This window comes from Chryseobacterium elymi, assembly GCF_003385495.1.
Lineage (GTDB): Bacteria > Bacteroidota > Bacteroidia > Flavobacteriales > Weeksellaceae > Chryseobacterium > Chryseobacterium elymi.
Genome location: NZ_QNUH01000009.1, coordinates 1 through 18,426, shown reverse-complemented (window position 1 = coordinate 18,426; position 18,426 = coordinate 1). Strand labels below are relative to the sequence as shown.

Annotated in this window: 19 protein-coding genes; 10 read left to right on the top strand and 9 right to left on the bottom strand. The window is 35.8% G+C overall.

Annotated elements, in window-relative coordinates:
- Positions 1-278: 278 nt before the first annotated feature.
- Both DRF60_RS11820 and lpxB read right to left on the bottom strand, forming a co-directional pair.
- Complete coding sequence (locus tag DRF60_RS11820) at positions 279-1,370, bottom strand: glycoside hydrolase family 99 protein (RefSeq protein ID WP_116012265.1); 1,092 nt, start codon at positions 1,368-1,370, stop codon at positions 279-281.
- A gap of 75 nt (positions 1,371-1,445) precedes the next feature.
- Positions 1,446-2,549 (bottom strand): lipid-A-disaccharide synthase, encoded by a 1,104-nt coding sequence (lpxB, locus tag DRF60_RS11815; protein ID WP_116012264.1) that lies wholly within the window; start codon positions 2,547-2,549, stop codon positions 1,446-1,448.
- A gap of 78 nt (positions 2,550-2,627) precedes the next feature.
- Between lpxB and DRF60_RS11810 the strand changes: the two genes are divergently transcribed.
- The 3 genes from DRF60_RS11810 to DRF60_RS11800 all read left to right on the top strand — a co-directional run bounded on the left by DRF60_RS11810 (position 2,628) and on the right by DRF60_RS11800 (position 5,138).
- Positions 2,628-3,137, top strand: a complete 510-nt coding sequence (locus DRF60_RS11810; protein WP_116012263.1) for a DUF2480 family protein — start codon at positions 2,628-2,630, stop codon at positions 3,135-3,137.
- Positions 3,138-3,140: 3 nt separating this feature from the next.
- The gene (locus tag DRF60_RS11805) at positions 3,141-4,400 is read left to right on the top strand and encodes a protein O-mannosyl-transferase family (protein WP_116012262.1); all 1,260 of its coding nucleotides are present in this window, start codon (positions 3,141-3,143) and stop codon (positions 4,398-4,400) included.
- Positions 4,401-4,481: 81 nt separating this feature from the next.
- On the top strand, positions 4,482-5,138 hold the full coding sequence (locus tag DRF60_RS11800) for a DUF937 domain-containing protein (RefSeq protein ID WP_116012261.1): 657 nt from the start codon (positions 4,482-4,484) through the stop codon (positions 5,136-5,138).
- Positions 5,139-5,191: 53 nt separating this feature from the next.
- On the opposite strand, the gene DRF60_RS11795 is transcribed toward DRF60_RS11800, so the two are convergent.
- Positions 5,192-5,311, bottom strand: a complete 120-nt coding sequence (locus tag DRF60_RS11795) for a 30S ribosomal protein THX (protein WP_116012260.1) — start codon at positions 5,309-5,311, stop codon at positions 5,192-5,194.
- 265 nt (positions 5,312-5,576) lie between these two features.
- The gene (locus tag DRF60_RS11785) at positions 5,577-6,971 is read right to left on the bottom strand and encodes an MATE family efflux transporter (protein ID WP_116012258.1); all 1,395 of its coding nucleotides are present in this window, start codon (positions 6,969-6,971) and stop codon (positions 5,577-5,579) included.
- 112 nt (positions 6,972-7,083) lie between these two features.
- On the opposite strand from DRF60_RS11785, the gene DRF60_RS11780 reads away from it, so the two are divergent.
- Both DRF60_RS11780 and aspS read left to right on the top strand, forming a co-directional pair.
- Entirely contained in the window at positions 7,084-7,449 is a 366-nt protein-coding gene (locus DRF60_RS11780; RefSeq protein WP_157967955.1) for an ankyrin repeat domain-containing protein, read from the top strand.
- A gap of 141 nt (positions 7,450-7,590) precedes the next feature.
- Positions 7,591-9,345 carry an aspartate--tRNA ligase gene (aspS, locus tag DRF60_RS11775; RefSeq protein ID WP_116012256.1) on the top strand — a complete coding sequence of 585 codons (1,755 nt, stop codon included), beginning with the start codon at positions 7,591-7,593 and terminating at the stop codon, positions 9,343-9,345.
- Between the two features lie 76 nt (positions 9,346-9,421).
- Here the strand turns inward: aspS and DRF60_RS11770 are convergent, their stop codons facing one another.
- A complete protein-coding gene (locus tag DRF60_RS11770; protein ID WP_116012255.1) occupies positions 9,422-10,270 on the bottom strand; it encodes a mechanosensitive ion channel family protein in 849 nt (282 codons plus the stop codon).
- A 263-nt stretch (positions 10,271-10,533) separates the two neighbouring features.
- Between DRF60_RS11770 and ku the strand changes: the two genes are divergently transcribed.
- The 4 genes from ku (at position 10,534) to DRF60_RS11750 (ending at position 14,456) form a co-directional block, all read left to right on the top strand.
- Positions 10,534-11,319 (top strand): non-homologous end joining protein Ku, encoded by a 786-nt coding sequence (gene ku, locus DRF60_RS11765; protein WP_116012387.1) that lies wholly within the window; start codon positions 10,534-10,536, stop codon positions 11,317-11,319.
- The gene (locus DRF60_RS11760; RefSeq protein ID WP_116012254.1) at positions 11,319-11,921 is read left to right on the top strand and encodes a DNA polymerase ligase N-terminal domain-containing protein; all 603 of its coding nucleotides are present in this window, start codon (positions 11,319-11,321) and stop codon (positions 11,919-11,921) included. Before ku ends, DRF60_RS11760 begins: the two co-directional genes overlap by 1 nt.
- A gap of 77 nt (positions 11,922-11,998) precedes the next feature.
- Positions 11,999-13,888: a DNA ligase D gene (gene ligD / locus DRF60_RS11755; RefSeq protein WP_116012253.1), complete on the top strand. Its 1,890-nt coding sequence runs from the start codon at positions 11,999-12,001 to the stop codon at positions 13,886-13,888.
- A gap of 31 nt (positions 13,889-13,919) precedes the next feature.
- Positions 13,920-14,456 carry a hypothetical protein gene (locus DRF60_RS11750; protein ID WP_116012252.1) on the top strand — a complete coding sequence of 179 codons (537 nt, stop codon included), beginning with the start codon at positions 13,920-13,922 and terminating at the stop codon, positions 14,454-14,456.
- A gap of 1 nt (position 14,457) precedes the next feature.
- Here DRF60_RS11750 and DRF60_RS11745 read toward each other — a convergent pair whose 3' ends face one another.
- From DRF60_RS11745 to DRF60_RS11730, 4 genes are all read right to left on the bottom strand, one after another.
- Positions 14,458-15,192, bottom strand: coding sequence for an SDR family NAD(P)-dependent oxidoreductase (locus DRF60_RS11745; protein WP_116012251.1), 735 nt, complete (start codon positions 15,190-15,192; stop codon positions 14,458-14,460).
- 369 nt (positions 15,193-15,561) lie between these two features.
- A complete protein-coding gene (gene yajC, locus DRF60_RS11740; protein ID WP_116012250.1) occupies positions 15,562-15,924 on the bottom strand; it encodes a preprotein translocase subunit YajC in 363 nt (120 codons plus the stop codon).
- Between the two features lie 9 nt (positions 15,925-15,933).
- On the bottom strand, positions 15,934-16,455 hold the full coding sequence (locus DRF60_RS11735) for a DUF1573 domain-containing protein (protein ID WP_185144587.1): 522 nt from the start codon (positions 16,453-16,455) through the stop codon (positions 15,934-15,936).
- A gap of 1 nt (position 16,456) precedes the next feature.
- Entirely contained in the window at positions 16,457-17,362 is a 906-nt protein-coding gene (locus tag DRF60_RS11730; protein WP_111955492.1) for a transcription antitermination protein NusB, read from the bottom strand.
- Between the two features lie 90 nt (positions 17,363-17,452).
- Between DRF60_RS11730 and DRF60_RS11725 the strand changes: the two genes are divergently transcribed.
- On the top strand, positions 17,453-18,426 hold a 974-nt coding region (locus DRF60_RS11725; RefSeq protein ID WP_133297250.1), incomplete at its 3' end, for an ABC transporter transmembrane domain-containing protein.

Here is an 18,426-nt window from a genome sequence, read left to right as displayed (position 1 = left end):
TTATTCAAACTGTGTATATTTATAACCAAAAAAGTAATTAATTCATTTGATTATTAAGTAACACAGATTTTGCAGAACTAAAGTGTTATTTATCATTAAATGAGTAATATATGGCTTGATTATTTACTATGAAATCCGGTTATAAATGAAAAAGAAAAAGCCATCTGCAAAAGATAGCTTTGTATAAAAAACTGCATACTACAGCAATTTCATTAAAATTTTTAATGTAATATTTTCTTTCGTAAATATACCCATCTTATAAAAGGTAATTCTCCGGATTATTTACCGCTTAAAAAATATTCTGTCAAGCGTTTCGTTTCTTTTATGTAGAACCAGGAATCTTTTCCGTAGTCTTCATATTTGAAATTTCCAGATTTTTTAGGGATCGCAGGTTCTATCTGTGTTCCTTCATGCCATTCGTTGAAAGAAGTGATCCCGATAAAATCCGGATTTACTTCTGTGGCTGCATCAAACATTCTTTCATAATATTTTCCGTTTTCCCGGCTTTTGAAATTGACTTCATTCCAGGGTCTTATTCTGGTATCGGAATAACCCGGACCTACACAAGGTATGAAAATAAGGTTCCGGTCTTTTGCATATTTGGAAAGATAGCTCCAATTGGAAGTTGTACTTCCAAAAACAAAACCGTCGCTGGCAAAGTAGGTATAAAAACCATTGAAACCGGATTTCTCAAAAAAATCTGAGTGTTCTTTTTCAACCCATAATCCTATGTAAAGTCCATCTAATTCTGTTTTCCGAACAGTTTTTCTTCCGTTTTCAGAAAGGAGCTCTGACCATTCTGACGGTGAAATTTTATAACTATCATAAACATAGTACAATGGTTTTCCTTCTTTCTTGTAAAAGGCATTATGATGGGAATAGGTTTTCACCAGATAAGAAAGTTGTTCTCTAAGTTCGGTTATATTTTTGTAAAACGGTTCTATGTGAAAAGCAATCTTTAAATTAAATTGGTCTGCTATATTCAAATATTTGGTAATACTCTTATCAACAAATGAATCTTTCCCCAGCCAGCTTAAAACAACCACACCAACACCAGATTCCTGGATCATTTTCATATGCTTTTTAATGATTGCAGGATCATTCGAGCTGTAGTTTCCCAAAGCGGGATAGAAATTAGCACCAATATCATCTGCGCCTTTGTAGTTCCCTAAGTTATTCCATTTCGGATTGCTCCAGTGAGGCAGGATATCATGATTCCAATGATCATACTTTCCGTCAACCTCAGGGTTTCCGTACCATCCATAATAGAAGATCTGAACCTTATCCCTGGATTTGCCGTTTTGAGCAAAACTTTTCGGTAAAATGAAGGTTAATAAGATGAATACCAGAAAGCTTTTAAAAAAATTCATTTGCTAAAAAATTAAAATCTATAAATTTATTCAGCCCCAGGTGAGCCTTAGAAGCAAGATCATTCAGAAGAGTAATTAAATACTTAAAATTACCTCAGCAGCTTTTTCACTGGCTCCTTTTCCACCGAGCTTTTCTCTTAAAAGATTATAATCTGCCAAAACCTGATTTCTTTTTCCCCCTTCTATCATTTTATTGAGCTCTTCTACAAGGTTTTTGGTATTCAGGTCGGTTTGGATCAGTTCTTTTACCACTTCTCTGTCCATGATCAGGTTGACCAGAGAAATATATTTGATGTTTTTTACGAGTCTTTTTGCAATGGCGTAAGAGATTTTGCTTCCACGGTAGCAAACCACTTCCGGAACATTAAGCAAGGCGGTTTCCAGTGTCGCTGTTCCTGAAGTTACTAAAGCTGCTTTCGAGCACCTCAGCAGGTCGTATGTTCTGTTGGAAACAAAATGAACGTTATCATCTACATACTTCTGATAGAATTCTTTCGGAAGACTTGGTGCACCGGCAATGACAAACTGGTAATCTTTAAAATGCGGTCTCACGGAAAGCATGATTTCAAGCATTTTCTCTACTTCCTGTTTTCTGGAACCGGGAAGAAGTGCAATAATTTCTTTTTCATTAAGGCCGTTTTCTTTTTTAAATTCTTCAACATTGATATCATTCAGTCCGGCGATCGCATCAAGAAGCGGATGTCCTACAAAATGGGAATGAACACCATGCCCTTTATAAAAATCCTCTTCAAAAGGAAGAATGACCATCATTTCGTCTACATATTTTTTAATAATCTCTACCCTGCCTTCTTTCCAGGCCCAGAGCTGTGGAGAAATATAATAGACCACTTTTATCCCGAGTTCCTTTGCAAATTTTGCAATTCTTAAATTAAATCCGGGATAATCAACCAGAATAAGAATATCGGGTTTGTTTTTTCTGATATCTTCCTTACAGAATTTGATATTGTTGAGGATGGTCCTTAAATTCATAGCGACTTCCAGAAAACCCATAAATGCCAGATCACGGTAGTGTTTTACCAGTGTTCCTCCCTGTGTTTTCATAAGATCACCACCCCAGAACCTTATTTCCGCCTGCGGATCTTTCTGTTTAAGGGCTTTCATTAAGTTACTTCCATGCAGATCACCGGAAGCTTCTCCTGCAATAATATAATACTTCATTTCTATAGTAAGGATAGAGAACAAATTAAGGTTTACTTGATCTTAATTTGTAAATTTGTCCAAAGATAATGATAAAAAATGTCAGAAGAATTTGAAATCCGAAATAAAGTTGCTGAAAGCGGCCTTGTGAATTTCGACCTATCTACTCTGGTTCCTAAAGGAATAAGAAAGGGTATTGATCTTAAAGATTTCCTTTTTCAGGAAATAATTCTGAAAGAAAAAGATTTCAGAGAGAAGGTAGACACCATCAATACTGATGAGTATAAAGACGCTTATATATATATTTACAATTCTGTGGATACTATTGTTCCACTGTGGGCTTATTTTGTATTAACCGCCAAGCTTACGGACGTTGCTAAAAAGATCGTCTTCGGAAACCGTGAAGACCTGGAAGTGATCCTGATGCACAATGCTATCCAGACTTACGATTTTGAAGATATGAGAGGTAAAAGAGTTCTTGTAAAAGGTTGCTCTGACAAAGAAATCCCTGAAAATGCATATATAGAACTGGTTGAACAACTGAAACCCATAGTTAAGTCTCTGATGTTTGGTGAAGCCTGTTCCAATGTCCCTATTGTAAAGAATTAATATATGTTTAAAAATTTATACGCAGTATTTTTATTTTTCATTTTTTTAGCCATTTATTATGCCGGGAGTTTTACAAGAATTCCGTTTGCCGACTGCGTGGGTTTTGTACATACGGTTGAATTGGGTAAATATGCAACAGTTGCTACTGCCATTACCCATTTTCTTTATGTGAATACAGGCATTCTGATCAAAGATATTACAGGACTTGATGCAATTGCCGCAAGCAGGCTCTTAATTATTGGTTCTGCTTCTGCTACAGTATCCGTTATTTATCTTACTTTAAAAAGCATTACTAAAAAAGAATGGGCTTCTATCACGGCAGCAATTGTTTTCGGATTAAGTTTTTCTTTTTGGAGAAATGCTGAGATTGTAGAAGTATATACCTACAATTCATTATGGATCAGCCTTTTCTTTTTTTCAATGGTAAAAAGCTTTACAGAAAATAAGAAGAATTACATTATATTAAGCGGTCTATTTTTAGGATTAAGTCTATGGCTGCATATTCAGAATATACTATTGATTCCAGCTCTATTAGTTTTTCTATACTATTTTAAAGAAGAAAAAAAATATGCTTACTCTTCGCTTTTTATATTTTTATTTCTTTTCCTGTCGATAACCATTTTAAATGTTTCTCAAGGGCTTCCGTTATATTCGCCGTATACTGCAGAAGGTGGGCACTGGATACAAGATACATTCAAGAAAACACCAAAACAGTATTTGATAGATTTTGTACAATCTGTAGGTTATTTAATTTACAACTTTAATATCTTTATCATTTTCGGGATCATTGGCATGATACATTTATACACATCAGATAAAAAGATATTTTTTGTATTCTTCACTGCAGCTGTATGTGTCTATGGTTTCTCTACTTTCTATGCTGTTTCAGACAATTATGTATTTTTCATTCCTTTCAATATGATTTTTGCGCTTTCCATAGGATATGGACTTGCACTACCAAAATATTCCTCACTGAAAAGATTTTCATGGATATGTCTTTTGATTCCTTTAGGATATTACGCCACCTATAAAGCGGCATTTCTAACAGAACCGGGAAGAAATTTTCATGAGGCTAAAAAGTATAAAGGTGGGCTAGATTATTATCTGGTTCCCTGGATGAATAATAATGTAGGTATTCTGAAATTCATTATTGAAAAAAAGAAGTCACCTGATCCGATGCACTGGATGATTAATGGAGCAAAAGATTATATAGAACTGCTAAAAAGTAAAGGATATACGGAAGAGGAGATCAAAAAACTTTAACAATAATTGTGAGCTAGAAAATTTCGTGAATCACATTTTTTGATATCTTTGGTTTACTTAATATTTAAAATAAACACAAACATGAGTTTAATCGACCTACTTACAGGTAACACCAGCAATCAGGTTGCTGAACAGGCAGAAAACAAATTCGGAATCAGCAGAAACCAAATTATAGCCTTATTGGCAGTAGCTGCACCTTTGGTTATTTCTTATCTTAGAAAAAAGTCTCAGGATGCTAATGAAGCAGAAGCTTTAAATAACGCATTAGATAAAGACCACGACGGAAGTATTCTAGATGATGCTTCACAAGCTGAAGCCAGACAGGCCGAAGGAGGATCTATTCTTGATCATATTTTTGGCGGGCAAAAAAGCACCGTAGAAAATCAGCTTTCTCAAAATACAGGTATCTCTATTGATAAAATAGGACCTATTTTAGCGATGCTTGCTCCGGTAATTATGGGATATATCGGTAAAGAGAAACAACAGAATAATGTAGGAGCCGGAGGATTAGGAGATCTTTTAGGCGGAATTCTTGGAAATGCATCTAACCAGGCCCAGGAACAGCAATCCAATCCTTTAAATGACATTTTGGGAAGCGTTTTAGGAGGTGGTCAGGCTCAGTCCGGAGGAAATCCCCTTAACGACATCTTAGGAAGCGTACTTGGCGGAGGCGGACAGCAACAGCAACAGGGAGGCGGATTAGGAAGTATCCTTGGTAACCTTTTAGGAGGAAAATAATTTAATTTTGTATATTGAAAAAGGCTGAAGTTTGATCTTCAGCCTTTTTATTTTCAGCTCTTCGCTTTATTCTCAGAAGAACCAACTGACTTAGAAGCCTTTCTGGGCCTTCTTTTACCATAGCTTCCCGCATTGATTTTCCCTCTTCTTGATTTTTTGTCTCCTTTTCCCATAGTGATACATATTTATTGGTTAAGTACTAAATTAAGCAATATAGTATACATCAAAAAAATTGAGGCTGTTAAAATTTTTATAAAATCGAGACAAAAGAAAGGAAGCCTGGGCTGGAAGATGGAAGTTATTGAGGCCAGAAACGGAGATTTAAAAACAGTTTTATTAATTTTTGCACTTGGAAATCCTTGTCAAGGTTTCGAACCTTGACAAGGATAGCAGGACTCCCGCTAAATTCCATCCTCCCTCTCCCAGCTTCATTTTCGATCACACTTTCACCGTCTTCCACTTTCCTTTTTTAAACAAAATAAAAGCAACAATGGTAATTAAAGTTTCCGCAGCAGGAATAGAGATGAATACCCCTTTAGGCCCCATTCCAAAATGTTTGGAAAGAAAATAAGCTAACGGAATCTGAAACAGCCAGAATCCAAAAAAGTTCACCCAAGTAGGCGTCCAGGTGTCGCCTGCTCCATTAAAGGCATTGATAAGCACCATACCAATTCCATAGAAGATAAACCCGACACTCATAATGTGTAATGCATTTTTGGCAAAAGTTTTAATCTCCGTCTCCTGTGTAAAAAATCCTACAAGAAAATCCCCAAGTAGGAAAAATATCAGACTTACAACCAGCATAAAAATCACATTATATTTTACTGTTTTCATCACAGACTGTTCCGCTCTCAGCATTTCATTAGCTCCCATATTCTGACCAACCAATGTAGAAGCTGCATTGCTTAATCCCCAGGCAGGAAGCATAAAAAACATCATCAGTCTCAGAGCCGTCTGATATCCCGCAGAAGCATTCTCTCCTCCCGTAGTGGCAACCAACTGTGCTAGAAAGATCCAGCTGCATGAAGCAATTACAAACTGGAAAATTCCGGGAGTAGCAATTTTTACAATGGATTTTATCTGCTTAAAATCAGGGTTAAAATAAGATAATGCAATTCGGATTTGGGTATCAGCAACCAAAAGGTGGTACAGTTGGTAAATTACCCCGATGCTTCTTCCTATCGTAGTTGCCAGGGCTGCCCCGGTAAGTCCCATTGCAGGAACAGGCCCAAAACCTTTAATAAGAACAGGACAGAAAATAATGTTTACAATATTGGCGATCCACAGCGATTTCATAGCAATAGCTGCATTTCCTGCTCCCCTGAAGATCCCGTTGATCAAAAATAAAAGCATAATGATAACACTGCTTCCCATCATAATCCTGGTAAAATCTTTTCCATAAGCTGCCGCTTCAGGCTTTGAACCCATCAGAATTAGAATTTCTTCAGCATATAGTACTCCTAACAAGCTGAGAATCGACGTAATAATAAGCGAAACCAATAAAACCTGTGCTGCGCTTCTGGAAGCCTGTTCGGGATTCTTCTCCCCTATTCTTCGTGCTACCAAAGCTGTTGCAGCCATGCTCATCCCTATGGCAATAGAATAAATTACTGAAAGTACAGATTCCGTTAAACCAACACTCTGGATCGCATAACCACTTTCTTTCAAATGTCCCACAAAGTACAGATCAACTAAGGCAAAAACCGATTCCATAGCCATTTCCAACATCATAGGAATAGCCAGCAAAAGTACAGCACTTCTTATGGTTATTTTCGTATAGTCTACTTCTTTACCACTAAAGGCCCTTTTCAAAAAGTCTATATATATTGTCATTTTCTAATCAATAATTATCTGATTTCCAAAAATACAAATTCAATTCTTATAAAAATTTAGTTACCCATATCAAAAAAAAAAATTAGATTTGTATATTCTTAAAATGAATCTTATGAAAAAAATAATCTCTACTGCTTTTCTACTTGTAATCTCAGCGTCTGCCAATATACTTTCTGCTCAGACTCAGACATTAAGCAAAGCTCAGATGCAGTCCATTCAATCTGATAATGTTGCTTCATTTAAAAAGAATTTTTCAAAAGCTGACTATAACAAATGTTTTCCGCTTAAAGATGAGACTTTCAGCGCACTAGGCTTCAGTTCGCTTTATGGTAGAAACAATATTGTTAAATTCCTTTTGGACAACCAGGCAGATATTAATAAAGAATGTAACGGAAAAACTCCTCTTGCATTAGCTAAATTAGGAAACAAAGAACAAACCGTACAGCTCTTGATACAAAAAGGAGCTGCGAATAATTAATTAAAAAGCCCTCAAATAATATACGAGACTTCCGAAAGGAAGTTTTTTTGTTTATAGAACCTTCAAAAATCTTATCTTTGCAAACGAAAATTCAAGGCTCAGGACATTGAACCTTAAATATTGAACTTTAAATAAATAATTATGTTTCGATCGCACACCAACGGAGAATTATCTCTGACAAATCTTAATGAAGAAGTTACACTTTCAGGATGGGTACAAACCATTCGTGATAAAGGATTTATGATTTGGATAGATCTTCGGGATCGTTACGGAATTACCCAGTTGGTTTTTGATCAGGATCGCTCTACAGCGGAATTGATGGAAAATGCCAAAAAACTGGGACGTGAATTCGTTATTCAGGTTACAGGAAAGGTAATAGAAAGAGTAAGTAAAAACCCCAATATTCCAACAGGAGAAATTGAAATTTTGGTTGAAAAACTAACAGTTCTTAATGAATCCCAACTTCCGCCTTTCACGATTGAAGATGAAACGGACGGAGGTGAAGAATTAAGAATGAAATACCGTTATTTGGATATCAGAAGGACTCCGGTAAGAGATAAACTCATCTTCCGTCATAAAATGGCGCAGAAGGTAAGAAACTATCTTTCTGACGAAGGATTTATTGAAGTGGAAACTCCGGTTTTAATCAAATCTACTCCTGAAGGAGCAAGAGATTTTGTTGTTCCGAGCAGAATGAATCCGGGACAGTTTTATGCATTGCCACAATCTCCGCAAACTTTCAAACAATTGTTGATGGTTGGTGGAATGGACAGATATTTCCAGATCGTAAAATGCTTCCGTGATGAAGATTTGAGAGCCGACAGACAGCCGGAATTCACACAAATCGATTGCGAAATGGCTTTTGTAGATCAGGAAGATGTGATGAATGTTTTTGAAGGAATGACGAAAACACTGATCAAAGATATTACAGGTCAGGAATTCGGGGCTTTCCCAAGAATGACTTTTGCTGATGCTATGAGAAAATACGGGAACGACAAACCGGACATCCGTTTCGGAATGGAATTTATAGAACTTAATGAACTTGTAAAAGGAAAAGATTTCAAAATATTTGATGACGCAGAATTGGTGGTCGGAATCAATGTTGAAGGATGTGCTGATTACACAAGAAAACAAATCGATGAGCTTGTTGACTGGGTAAAACGGCCGCAGATCGGAGCTTCAGGTATGGTTTGGGCTAAATTCCAAAATGACGGGGTGAAAACTTCTTCTGTAAATAAATTTTACAACGAGGAAGATTTAGCGAAAATCATCGAGAAATTCGGAGCGAAAGAAGGCGATTTAATGTTAATTCTTTCAGGAAACGAACACAAAGTAAGAACTCAGCTTTCTGCATTGAGAATGGAGCTTGGAAACCGTTTAGGATTAAGAAAAGGCGATGTATTTGCACCACTTTGGGTTGTAGATTTCCCGTTATTGGAATTTGATGAAGAAAGCGGACGCTATCACGCCATGCACCACCCTTTCACATCTCCTAAGCCGGAAGATATTCATTTACTGGAAACTGATCCTGGTAAAGCAAGAGCCAATGCTTATGATATGGTTCTTAACGGAAACGAGATCGGTGGCGGCTCTATCAGAATCTTTGATAAAGATCTTCAGTCTAAAATGTTTGACCTTTTAGGATTTACAAAAGAAGAGGCAGAAGCTCAGTTTGGATTCTTAATGAACGCCTTCAAATACGGAGCTCCGCCTCACGGTGGTTTGGCTTTCGGATTTGACCGTTTGGTAGCAATCCTTGACGGAAACGAGGTAATCAGAGATTATATCGCATTCCCTAAAAATAATTCAGGGCGTGATGTAATGATTGATGCGCCTGCAGCAATTGCTGACGAGCAACTCCATGAACTGGAACTGAAATTAAATTTAAAAGTATAAAATTAAAGCGGAGAAAAATCTCCGCTTTTTTTAATTAAATTCATGGAAAAATAGGCAGAACTGATGAATTCATACATCAAGAACTTTGGTAAATATGCAGATCTCTCTGAGGAAAAGGAATTTCAATTCCAGCATTATCAAGCGCCTTTTTGCAATCAATGATAAGTTCTTCATTCATTGCCCAGAAATTCCCCAAAGAAGTCGTTGCTCTTATAGATAAATTTATAGCACTATCACCCAATTCAGTTACCACAACCTGCGGCGCAGGTTCATCAAATGCATATTGATTATTTCGAATTACATTCAGAAGAATTTCTTTCGCTTCATTAAGATTGGCATTATAAGAAACTCCAATATTAAACCATGTGCGGCGTGTGCCTAAATGTGTATAATTTGTAATGCTGTTATTTGAAACATCTCCGTTGGGAATTACAACCATTTGGTTTTGTAGAGTAATGAGCCTTGTATGAAAAATATCAATCATATGTACGGTTCCGGATTCTCCAGATTTCACCTCAATATAATCACCTACTTTAAAAGGTTTAAGCAATAAAATTAAAATTCCACCGGCAAAATTAGCCAATGAACCCTGCAAAGCTAAACCAACAGCTAAACTTGCAGCACCAATCATCGCTACAAAAGCGGAAGTCTGTACGCCAAGCTGGGTAACCACAATAATGAAAAGCAAAATATTAAGCCCCCAATTGATAACATTTAACATGAATTTCTGCAAAGAAATTTCGACATCTTTCTTTATAAATGTTTTTTTAATCAGCTTTTTCAGCAAACCGATAATCCATCTTCCTACGATAAATATAAGAACGGCAGAAATTAATGCAGTGATAAGTCTTGGAGCCATAGCCACGGCAGACGTTATAAAGCTTTCCCAATTGTCTTGTACATTTCTTAAATTTAAATCTTTCATTAAAAAATCTTTAGTATTATTAAAATTCGAATTGCAGATAATTTTTCAACAGTATTTAAAATAAAGCAGAAATTTGTCTATTAAAGAAGACTGACTCTTGTTAGAAATAGAAAAAACAAAGGTAGTAAATTTTGAAAAACTGAAAAATAATCACTTAAACAGATATTTTTAATTGTAAAACTCTGATGCCGAAACCTGCTTCATTTAATTATGTTAAATCGCACGGCACAATCATTGCAGAATCTTATCCAAAACGTAAGACAATGAAAGCAATATGGAACGGCGCCATTGGATTCGGTTTAGTCAATATTCCAGTTAAAATCTACTCCGCCACAGAAAGCAGCAAACTGGATTTGGATATGCTCGATAAATCTGATTTTTCGAATATCAAATTCAAAAGAGTCAACGAAAAAACAGGCAGGGAAGTCAAGTGGGAAAACATTGTAAAGGGCTATCTCCTGGATGATCAATATATCATTCTTGAAGATGAAGATTATGAAGCAGCAAGTCCTGAAAAGAGCAAAATACTTTCTATTGATCAGTTTGTAAAAGAAGCTGAAGTTGATAGCGTTTATTTTGAAAACCCTTATTTTCTGGAACCTCAAAAAAACGGGGAAAATGCTTACAGGCTTCTATTAAAAGCTTTATCACAAACAAAAATGGTCGGTGTCGGAACTTTCGTTCTCCGCGAAAGTGAAGCAATTGGAATGGTTCGCCCTTATAATGACGAAATCCTTGTTTTAAACAGATTACGTTTTGCACAAGAAATCAGAGATTATAAAGACTTAAAAATTCCAGCGAAAAAAGCTCCGAAACCTGCCGAATTAAAAATGGCAGTAAGCCTCATCGAACAACTTTCACAAGAGTTTGATCCTGGAATGTATGAGGACACTTATTCTGAATCTTTACTGAAGATCATTAAACAAAAAGCAAAAGGTAAAGGAGTAAAAGCTAAAAAAGCAGAACCTGCAAAACAAGGTAAGGTAATTGATCTTATGGCACAGTTAAAAGCCAGCTTACAAAATTCCAAATCTAAAAATGCATCGTAATGGCTCTCAAAGATTATAATGAAAAACGAAGATTCGCTGAAACAAGCGAACCTAAGGGAAAAACAAAAAAGAGTAAGGACAAGCTTATTTTTGTAGTTCAAAGGCATGCTGCTTCCCGTCTGCATTATGATTTCCGCCTGGAGATGGAAGGCGTTTTGAAAAGCTGGGCGGTTCCGAAAGGTCCCTCATTAGATCCAAAAGATAAACGCCTGGCTATGGAAGTTGAGGATCACCCTTACGATTATAAAGATTTTGAAGGAAATATTCCTGAAGGAAATTACGGAGCAGGTCAGGTTGAAGTCTGGGACAGCGGAACGTATGAACCATTGGATGATACCAGCAAACTTTCCGATGAAAAACAATTGTTGAAAGAATTAAAAGCCGGTTCAATAAAGTTCATTTTACATGGAAAAAAACTGAAAGGTGAATTCGCTTTGGTTAAAATGAAAAATGCTGAAAACAATGCCTGGCTTTTAATTAAACATAAAGACGAATTTGCTGAAGAAAATTATGATGCAGAAGAGAATACCTCTAAAAATTCTGCAGTAACTAAGTTTTTAGAGGAAAAAAAAAGCCTAAAAAACAGCAAAAAGAAGTTATAGCTTCTGAAACAAAACCCAGATTTCAAAGGTTCAACTCTTTAGTTGATGAAAAAAAATTAGAAAACTTCATCAAGCCTATGCTGGCTAAATCTTTTGAGACGGCCTTTGATGATGAAGATTGGGTTTTTGAAATAAAATGGGACGGCTACAGGGCAATTACCGATCTCAGCTATAAACGTCCCCTGTTCTATTCCCGAAACGGAATTTCTTTTTTATCAAAGTTTGAAAAAATCACAAAAGATTTTAAATACCAAAGGTATAAAATGATTCTCGACGGAGAAATTGTAGCTTATGATGAACATGGAAAACCCAATTTTCAACTCTTACAGCAAATTGGTGACAATCCGGATCTTGCTTTAACCTACCAGGTATTTGACCTTCTATGGCTGAATGGCCACTCTACGGAAGAACTTTCACTTCTACAGCGGAAAGAACTTTTAAAAGAAGCCTTAGTTGAAACAGACATTATCAAATATTGCGATCATATCCCCGAAAAAGGCATTGATTTTTTCAACCAAATGAAGAAAATGCAGTTAGAAGGAATGATTGCGAAAAAAGCCGCCAGTTTATATACTGAAAATCACAGAACGAATGACTGGCTTAAAATAAAATTCACCAATACAGAGGAAGCCATTATTTGTGGATTTACGGAGCCCAGAGGATCCAGAAAAAGCTTCGGAGCATTAATCCTTGGAAAGTATATTGATGGAAATCTGGTATATTGCGGACATACAGGAACAGGTTTTAATAAAGAATCCTTAAGCCAAATGCATGAAAGGCTAAAAAAACTGATTATAAAATCTTCCCCGTTTGAAAAGAAACCTAAAACCAATATGCCTGTAACCTGGACGAAACCCGAATTGGTGTGTGAGATAAAATTCTCTGAAATCACCAAAGACGGTATTTACCGGCATCCTGTTTTTGTTACCCTCCGTGAAGATAAAAATCCTGAAGAAATCGGTGATTCGACCAATAAAATAAGTCAAATTAATGAAAATCCTAAAGAGATGAAAGCTAAAGATGCACCTAAGAAAAATACCTCTTCCGTTGAAAAAGAAAAGGAGATTACTTTAAACAGACATACCGTAAAACTTACCAATCAGAACAAAATTTATTTTCCGAAAGATGGTATCATGAAAGGCGATGTGATAGAATATTACCAATCGGTTGCGGAATATATTCTTCCTTATCTGAAAAACCGCCCGTTATCTCTGAACCGTTTTCCAAACGGCATTGAAGAACAGGGTTTTTACCAGAAAGATGCCGGAGACCATATGCCGGGATGGATTAAAACAACAAAGGTCTATTCAGAATCCAATGATAAGTATATTGATTATGTATACTGTAATGATAAAGCTACGCTAGCTTACCTGAATAATTTAGGCTGTATTGATTTAAACCCATGGAACAGTGCTCTCCCGGATCTGGAACATCCTGATTATCTGGTGCTGGATCTGGATCCGTCAAAGAAAAATACATTTGATGATGTCATTGAAACGGCTCTTCAGATAAACGAGGTTTTAAATTCAATTAAAATCAAAGGATACTGCAAAACTTCGGGAAGCACAGGAATTCACGTTTATATCCCGATGGGCGGAAAATATGATTTTGACCAGGTGAAAGATTTTGCCCATATTTTGATGAAGCAGGTTCATACACAGCTTCCGGAAATCACAACATTAGAAAGAAGCTTACAGAAAAGGGATGACAATAAAATATATCTGGATTATCTGCAAAACAGGACGGGACAGACTTTAGCAAGTGCTTACAGTTTACGTCCCAAGGAAGGAGCTTCTGTTTCAATGCCTTTGGAATGGGATGAAGTAAAGCCCGGTATAAAACCAACAGATTTTACTATTGATAATGCTTTGGATAGAATTAAGGAAAAAGGTGATTTATTTAAACCTGTTTTGGGGAAAGGAATTGATATGATGAAAGCATTGGAATTGTTGCAGAATGGGGAGTAATTAGGTACTTTTGAATAAAATTCATAGCTAAATGAAAACTATCTCCTTAATTTGCTTATTAATACTTTTTACAAGCTGTTCTAATAAAGAAGTTTCTGAGAAAACCAATTCAGGACAGGCGGGGTATTCATTTGAAAATTTGTTTTACAATAACGAAGATACAATACTTATAAAATCTCAATTTGCTGATTGTGGTGAATGGGGAGGTCATGAAGAGCTTCTTAAGATTTATGACTCAGAAAGAAAAATAAAATTGGCTTATATAAAATACAAAATAAATTGTAGCAAAAGGGATGATAAAGGTTCAATCGTTCAAGAGAAAGACGTCACTAAAAACTTTATCTTATCAAAATCACAACAAACAGTCTTAATTAATTATATGAATAATTTAATGAGATTAAAATTCATTGAAAGAGAATTTGGTAATAGTGGAAATTTTTTTTCAGTTGAAGACAGTAAAGGAAAATTGAGACTTTTCCAATATGGAAATAATCCTCATTTACTTAATAATTACAATACTTTAATGAAAAGCCTGGGTCTTTCAAAAGTTGATATTAAAAATAAGTAATCTAAGGCAGTTTAGCAACCAAACTTTCCGGCAATATTTTTAAAATAATATAAATCATCTTCCATTTAAAATTTGGGACGATAGTAAAAGAATTTCCGGCATTGACGATATGCTTCGCCACATAATCCGGCTCCATGATCAGAGATTCATTGAGCTGAAGACCTTCATTGATCTTAGTTCTGATATAACCAATCACCAAGACATTAACAAGAATCTTTCTTGAAGCTAATTCCTGTCGTAACCCCGCTAAATATTGAGTAAAAGCAGCTTTTGTACTTCCATATACAAAATTACTTTTCCTGCCTCTTACACCTGACAGTGAAGATAATCCGATGATTCTTTCCAGATTGGTATTGCTCTGGTCCATAGCAATAATATTCAGGATGGAAACAGCTCCCATGTAATTGACCTGCATCATTTGCTGAGCGCCCTTAAATTCTCTCAAAGCTTTTGCATTATCAACTAAAAATCCGGCCGCATATACTGCAATATGAGGTTTTACAGGAAGATCATCATAAAATTTCTGGTGGGAATTAAAATCTACAGCATCAAAATAAAGAATGGTGACTTTTGAAGGACGAATCTGGTTATCTGAAACAAACCTTTCCAGTGAAATTGTATCCCGCGAAGCTGCGATTACAGAAAATCCTTTTTCAGCATACTGCTTAATGCATTGTTTAGCTACATCTGAATTGGCCCCTAGAATGAGAACGGTTTTGCCTGTATTTTGATTCATGGTGCAAAGATATTTATTTGATTTTATGATGATGAATTTTGAATGACAATACTTTTAAACAAATTAATTTCACGAATAAGTTCACGGATAACACTAATTTGAGCAGGCTTTCATGCAAAGCTATTCTTAAAATGTATAGGATTAACAAATTGATCTGAAAAATATATTAGGTGAAAAATCTATACAATTTGTGGATCTGTGGGAAATTTTCAACGCAAAGTTTCAAGATGATGCGTAATAGTTTTGAGGGAAGCAAAGAATGTGGCTACGCCACTAAATAAGCGTATGTTTACGGTGTTGATAACATATATAAAAACTCGGCGCGGTGAACTTCGTTCACCGCGCCGAGCAATATTCTCAAACTGAAAATTATTTCTTTTCAGTATCTATTTCTTTTTTCTCTGCCGTTTTATCAGCTGCCTTTGCTTTGTCCCCAAAACGTGCTTCAGTAAATTCTCTGGAAACAGCAGCTTTTTCGAATTTTAGTTTTCCGGATAAAGTTTCAATAACAAATCCGTCATCCTGAACCTGAGCAATTCTTCCGTGAAGACCTGAAGTAAGAACTACTCTCGTTCCAACTTTTAAAGTTTCCTGAAAGCTTTTCTCCTGCTTCTGTTTTCTCATCTGTGGTCTTATCATAAGAAAATAAAACCCCACAAACATCACTCCCATCATGATCAGCATCATTGATGAAGATCCCTGTGGCTGTGCCTGTAAAAAGATTGTCAACATATTTTATAATTATGGTTGAATGTTCGCTGTGAACGTTAATTTAATAGGAGCCTTATCTACGTTTGCAAATACATCTGCATACTTCTGAACGTTTCCGTCGAAGCTTGAAGAATCAAAATGCAGAGTAATTTTTCCTTTCTTACCAGGAAGAATAGGATCTTTTGTAAAGTCAGGAGCTGTACATCCGCATCCAGGTTTTACTTCAGAGATCACCAATGGATTTTTTCCTGTATTGGTAATTTCGTAAACGTGCTCTACTTTATCTCCTTTTTTGATTTTTCCAAAATCGAAGTTGTTTTCAGACAGGGCAACTGATGTTAGCGGCTGGTTAGAAATCGGAGTTGCTTCTGCTGTATTGTCTGCTGCAGGAGCTGCCATTGAATCGGTAGGAGCTAAATTGGTTGCACCTGCTGTAGAATCTGTAATATTGGCAGCTTCTGCACCTGCAGCAGCTTGCTGGTTCTCTTTTTTACAAGAAACTAAACCAAGGCCTATAATAGACAAGGCGATAATTGATAACGTCTTTTTCATGTTAAATTCTATTTTGATCTTTACAATATTTATCCAAAATTCCGTTAATGAAGATATTGGAGCGGTCTGTTGCAAATACTTTTGCAATTTCAATATATTCATTGATAATAACTCTTGAAGGTGTAAAAGGAAAATTATCCAGTTCTGAAATAGCGGTTGACAAAATTACTTTATCCATTAAAGAAACTCTTTCCAGATCCCAGTTTTCCAACCTTTCGCTTAATGTTTTCTCATTAGCCTCCCAGTTATTCAGGGTATCTCTGAGAAGTTTTCCGGCGAAAACTTTATCCTCTTCATCTTTAATCATTTTAATTAAAGTTCTGCTTTCTTCATCTTCTTTCAGGAAACCGATCGTTTTCTGTACCATTGAGTTGGCGATATGGATATCATCGTACCATGAAAGTTCCTTATCACTAAGATATTCCTGGAAATCATCATTCTCAGCGATATATCTCAAAAACAGCTTTCCGATAAACTTCTGATCTTCTTCAAAAGAATACCCTTCTTCTTTCATGAAATCCTGATAACGCTTCCCTGCTGTAATTCTCTGAAAAGTCTTTACCAATATATCATCATGCATATCCCATTTCAGCTGTTTGTGCTGACCTGTGAAAAATAATCTTTCAGGATTTTCTTCCAGCTTAATCAGTACCTGATTATTGATAAATTTTTGGTTAGGATTAATTTCAGCATCAGTTTTAAGATATTTGTTCTTCCCAATTTCGATCTGAGTCTCTGCCAATTCTTTCAGAGCTACCAAAAAATTAAGTTGATAGATATAGAGATTATAGATTTTCTCTATTCCTGAAAACATGTTTTTTTCTAAAACATCAAATTTCAGAGGATTCTGATAGTATGAATACACTGTTTGTACTACTTTTTCACGGATTTGTCGTCTTCCTAACATTCAAAGAGCTTTTTATGGGTGCAAAGATACAAAAATTAAAATTGATGAAATTCGTAGTCTGCCTACATTTTTGTAAATTTGTAAAACTTTATGAAAGCGCTAAAAACCTTAAACCCTTACTTTTGGAAGCACAAAATATTATTGTTTTGGGGGTTGTTATTTATCATTGCCAGTAATTTCTTCAATATCTATAAGGTCCAGTTTGTAGGAAAGTCTGTAGACGAGCTTACAAAAAGTGGAAATCTGGGCTTTAATAATCAGGTTTTGATATATGTTGCTATTATTGTGGGCTGCTCGCTTCTGACAGGTTTTTTTACCTTCATGATGCGACAGACTATTATTGTAGCCTCAAGAAGAATTGAATATGAACTGAAAAATAAGATTTACAGGCATTATCAGGATCTTTCTCTTACAGATTACAAACAGACTACCATCGGGGACCTTATGAACAGATTAAGTGAAGATGTTGTTGCTGTAAGAATGTATCTTGGTCCGGGAGTAATGTATGTGGTGAATCTCGTGATTCTTCTTTTAATCACCAGCATTTATATGGTTAAAACGGACACTTCCATGACTTTATGGACGTTATTGCCATTACCCATTTTATCTTACATTATATTTAAGGTAAGCTCAATTATCAATCAGAAGTCGAAGATTATGCAGAAAAGCCAGTCTGCGATTTCCACTTTCGTTCAGGATAGCTTTTCAGGAATCCGAGTGGTGAAGTTTTTTGCGAAGGAAAACTATATCAAGAAAAACTACGGAATCAAAGTAACTGACTATCAGAATAAAGCACTCGACTTAGCAAAAACAGAAGCGTATTTCTTTACCATTATTTTATTTGTAATCGGATTACTGAACGTAGCTGTTATCTTAATTGGTGGACAGAAATATATTGCAGGGCAGTTAAGTGTCGGTAAAATTGCTGATTTCTTTATGTACATCAATATCCTGATCTGGCCATTCTCTATGGTAGGCTGGGTAACTTCTGTCAACCAGAGGGCTGAAGCTTCCATGCAGAGAATTAATGAATTCCTTGATAAGAAATCTGAGGTCATCAATAC